Annotated in this window: 4 protein-coding genes; 2 read left to right on the forward strand and 2 right to left on the reverse strand. The window is 73.5% G+C overall.

Going from position 1 to position 4,153, the window contains the following annotated elements; all coding sequences use genetic code 11:
• Window positions 1-9: 9 nt before the first annotated feature.
• Window positions 10-1,329, reverse strand: a complete 1,320-nt coding sequence (locus AOK24_RS28610) for a glycosyltransferase 87 family protein (RefSeq protein ID WP_063799532.1) — start codon at window positions 1,327-1,329, stop codon at window positions 10-12.
• A 240-nt stretch (window positions 1,330-1,569) separates the two neighbouring features.
• On the opposite strand from AOK24_RS28610, the gene AOK24_RS28615 reads away from it, so the two are divergent.
• Together AOK24_RS28615 and AOK24_RS28620 are read left to right on the forward strand one after the other, a co-directional pair.
• Entirely contained in the window at window positions 1,570-2,481 is a 912-nt protein-coding gene (locus AOK24_RS28615; protein ID WP_055722943.1) for a LysR family transcriptional regulator, read from the forward strand.
• Between the two features lie 107 nt (window positions 2,482-2,588).
• Complete coding sequence (locus AOK24_RS28620) at window positions 2,589-3,644, forward strand: tartrate dehydrogenase (protein WP_055722944.1); 1,056 nt, start codon at window positions 2,589-2,591, stop codon at window positions 3,642-3,644.
• A 19-nt stretch (window positions 3,645-3,663) separates the two neighbouring features.
• On the opposite strand, the gene AOK24_RS28625 is transcribed toward AOK24_RS28620, so the two are convergent.
• Window positions 3,664-4,153: GNAT family N-acetyltransferase (locus tag AOK24_RS28625; RefSeq protein WP_240554171.1), on the reverse strand; the 490-nt coding region annotated here is incomplete at its 5' end.

Below are 4,153 nucleotides of genomic sequence, written 5' to 3' on the forward strand. Positions count from 1 at the left end.
CCCCTACGCCTACACCGTCGGCTGACATTCCCTCACCCCCCGGCCCGCCTCCGCCGAGGAGGCGGGCCCTTCGCTTCTTCCCCGGCCCATCCCGCCCCGGACCACCACACCCCGGTGACCGGCCGGCGCCCACCGCACCACCCGCGTCGCCCACCCCGTCCACGTCTCCCGCCGGAACCACACCAGCAGCACCATCGGATACACCAGGTACCCGAACCGCGTCGCCGGCATCAGGCACATCGCCAGCCCGAGGCCCAGCGCCAGCCGGTCCGCCGCGGCGACGACCGTGCGCGGCCCGCGCACCACCAGCGACACCGCGATCGCCACGGCGCTCACCGCCAGCGCGGCCACGGCGAGGGTCCGGCCGCCCGGCACGTACGTGGCCAGCAGATACCCGGGCAGCGGACTGGTCGCCGGGGAGCCCGCGTGCCCCGCGCCGAGCGGGAACAGCACCACCTGCTCCACGAACGCCCTCGGGTCGGCCAGTGCCGACGGCACCACGACCGCGCACGCCACCACCAGGGACACCCACCCGGCCCGCACGGCGGCGCGACGTCCCGACACCGCCGCGACCAGCACCAGCCCCACCGGCAGGAGCGGCCAGGCCGTCCACTTCAGCGCCGCCGCTGCCCCCATCGCCACCCCGGCACCGGTCCCCGTGCCGGGCCTGCCCGCCAGCGTCAGCGCGAGGCACATGAGCCCGATCACCGGCAGGTCCACCCCGCCGACGGCGAGCGGCAGCGCGACGGCGGGGAACACGGCCAGCAGCGGCACGATCGCCGTGGCCTCCCGGCGCCGCTCCCGGCGGGCCGCCGTCCCCGCGCCCAGCCTCGCGGCCGTTCCCAGCGTCAGCAGGAACATCACCGCGAACCACAGCCGGGCGTCGGCGAGCGGCACGTCGCCCAGCGCCGCGTGCGGCAGCCCGAACAGCGCCATCCCCGGCAGATACGGGTTGTAGTCACCGACCTCGACCGGCTGGGACACGTACGGGCTCCCGCCGCTCAGCAGCAGGCTCCCCGAGTGCTGGACGACGTCCACCTCGGACTGCGCGACGCCCGTCACCATCAGCGCGGCGAGCGGCGCCAGGACCGACCCGGCCAGCGCCCATCTCGCGCTCGCCCATCCCCACGGGCTCCCCGTCCTGCGTGCCACCAGCGCCGCTCCCCCGTACCCGACGGCCGCGCACAGCCCCCACACCCGGTGCGAGGTGAGCGTCGTGACCGACGCCAGCGCGAGGGCGAACCCCGCGCAGGCCCACCAGTACCAGGCGGCCGGCAGCAGGCGGGCGGCCGTCCGTACGGGCGGGGTTTCGAGCGACGGTATCGACATGGCCGTACTCCTGCGACGAGTTGGAGCGAGGGGGACCAGCGGGGTTCCGTCTTCACTGTCTCGTCACAGCCGGTCACCGCGGATCGGCCGAACGGCCACACTCCGCAGCCGTTTCCGGTCCTCGCCTCGGCCGAATGACCGACCTCTCGGGTATGAGCCGGCGCCCTCCCTCTCAGGTAGCAGGCGGGTTCGGTGCTTCGATGGGGTGTTCTGGGCGAGTGTCCGGCCGAAGGGGTGTGCGTGGACATCAGGCAGTTGGAGTACTTCCTCGCGATCGTCGACCACGGGGGCTTCCACCGCGCCGCGACGGCGTCGTACGTGTCGCAGCCGTCGTTGTCGCAGGCTGTGCGGGCGCTGGAGCGGGATCTCGGTACGGACCTCTTCCAGCGGATCGGGCGCCGGGCCGTCCTCACGGAGGCGGGGCGGGCGCTCATCGGACCGGCCCGCGAGGCCGTACGGAGTCTGCGGACGGCGCGGTCGAGCGTCGAGGCCGTGCGCGAACTGCGTACCGGGCGGCTGGATGTGGCGTGTTCGCCGTCGCAGGCGGTGGAGCCGCTGACCACGCTGATCGCCGGGTTCAGCCGGCGTCACCCGGGAGTGTGCGTCGCGGTCAGGGCCGCCCTGACGCCCCGCGAGGTGATCGACATGGTGCGGACGGGCGCCGTCGAGCTGGGGTTGCTGGCGTCCGTCGGGCCGCCGGCCGGGAGCGAGGTCGCCGTGCACACGCTGGGCCCGCAGCGGCTGCTGCTGATGGTCCCGCCGGACAGTCCGCTGGCCGGTCGTACGGCCGTGAGCAGCGAGGAGCTGGCCGGGCAGCGGCTGATCGTGGGGCAGCCCGGCACGGGGCTGCGCGCGTACGTCGACGGCCTGCGCGCGCGGGGCGTCGACTTCACCGTGGCCGTCGAGACCGAGCACCGGGTGGCGCTGCTGCCGTTGGTGCTCGCCGGGGTCGGGGCGGCCGTCGTCACCGAGTCGTGGCGGGCCATCGCCCGGCAGACAGGGGTGCACGTCATGGGCATCGAGCCGCTGACGGTGTTGGACATCGCGCTGGTGAGCCGGCACGACGCGCTGTCACCGGCGGCTTCGGCGTTCCTGGAGGTCGCCGCCGACACGGCCGTCGTCGACTCGGGCGCGGGCGGCACGGATGTCTAGTGGCCCGGCGCCGGGCCGCCCTCCTCCCCCCTGATAAGCACCCCCTATCAGCCAGATCCGAACTCCGTCTTGGACGCCCCACCAGCCCCTTTGCTGGAATCGACGGCATGACCAACCACCACATCGCCCTCATCCCCGGCGACGGCATCGGCGCCGAAGTCCTGCCACCGGCCCAGCAGGTGCTCGACCTCCTCGGGCGCCGGCACGGCTTCGGGCTGACCTACACGTCGTACGACTGGTCCTGCGAGCGCTACCTGCGCGCGGGCGCGATGATGCCGGACGACGGGCTCGACCAACTCCGGGACAAGGACGCGATCCTGCTGGGGGCCGTGGGGTACCCGGGGGTTCCCGATCATGTCTCGCTGTGGGGGCTGCTGATCCCGATCCGGCGGGGGTTCCGGCAATATGTCAATCTCCGGCCGATCCGGGTCTTCGAGGGCGTCGAGAGCCCGGTGCGCGGGGCCCGTGCGGGGGAGGTCGACTTCGTGGTGGTCCGGGAGAACAGCGAGGGCGAGTACAGCGAGGTCGGCGGCCGGATGAACGCCGGGTTCCCGGAGGAACTCGCCGTACAGGAAGCCGTGTTCACGCGCGCGGGTGTCACCCGGGTCCTCGACCACGCCTTCGGGCTCGCCGCGCGGCGGGGTGGGCGGCTCACGTCCGCGACGAAGTCGAACGGCATCGTGCACACCATGCCGTTCTGGGACCAGCTCGTCGCCGAGCGGGCCGAGCGCTTCCCCGAAATGTCCTGGAACCAGGAGCACATCGACGCGCTGGCCGCCAAGTTCGTGCTCCAGCCGCAGCGTTACGACGTCGTCGTCGCCTCCAACCTCTTCGGTGACATCCTCAGCGACCTGGCCGCCGCCGTCGCCGGTTCCATCGGCATCGCGCCGTCCGCGAACCTCAACCCCGAGCGGGAGTACCCCTCGATGTTCGAGCCGGTCCACGGCTCGGCCCCCGACATCGCGGGCCAGGGTGTCGCCAACCCGCTGGGCGCGATCTGGTCGGCGGCGCTGATGCTGGACCACCTCGGCCATCCCGAGGCGGCGCAGGAGGTCACCGCGGCGATGGCGAGGCTGCTGGCGGAGACGGACGTACGGACGCGGGACCTCGGCGGCACCGCGACCACCGCCGAGTTCACCGACCGGTTCCTCGCGTTCCTGTAGGCGCATCGCGCACGGGCACCTACGGTGTCACCGCGTGTTCCGTGAACCGGCCGCAGGTACGGAACCCCAGGCGCCGATAGACCGTTTCCCCTTCAGGGGATGCCTGGAGGACGGCGATGCGGTGGCCGTGGGCGCGGGCCGTGCGGAGGGCGGCGAGGGTGATGGCGCCGCCGTATCCGCGTCGGCGGTGGGCGGCGAGGGTGGCGATGTTGTAGATGCCGGCGACCCCGGCGTGGAGGAAGACCTCGGCGGTGCAGACGGGGGTGCCATCGGCGTAGCCCACGAGGTAGCGGGCCGGGGAGTCGGGGGCGAGGGCGTCGGCCTGGGCGTAGAAGCGGCGGACCGTGTCCGAGGGCGGGGTCCAGTTGGCGGCGAGGATCCGGGCGTAGTCGGCGAGTTGGGCGGGGGTGGTGACGCGGCGGATGTCCAGGGCGGCGGACGGGGTGGCGCTTCGCGCCCTGGCGTCGTCCAGGTCACCCGAGTTACCCGAGTCGGCTGAGTCGGCTGAG

Source organism: Streptomyces niveiscabiei (assembly GCF_001419795.1).
GTDB lineage: Bacteria > Actinomycetota > Actinomycetes > Streptomycetales > Streptomycetaceae > Streptomyces > Streptomyces niveiscabiei.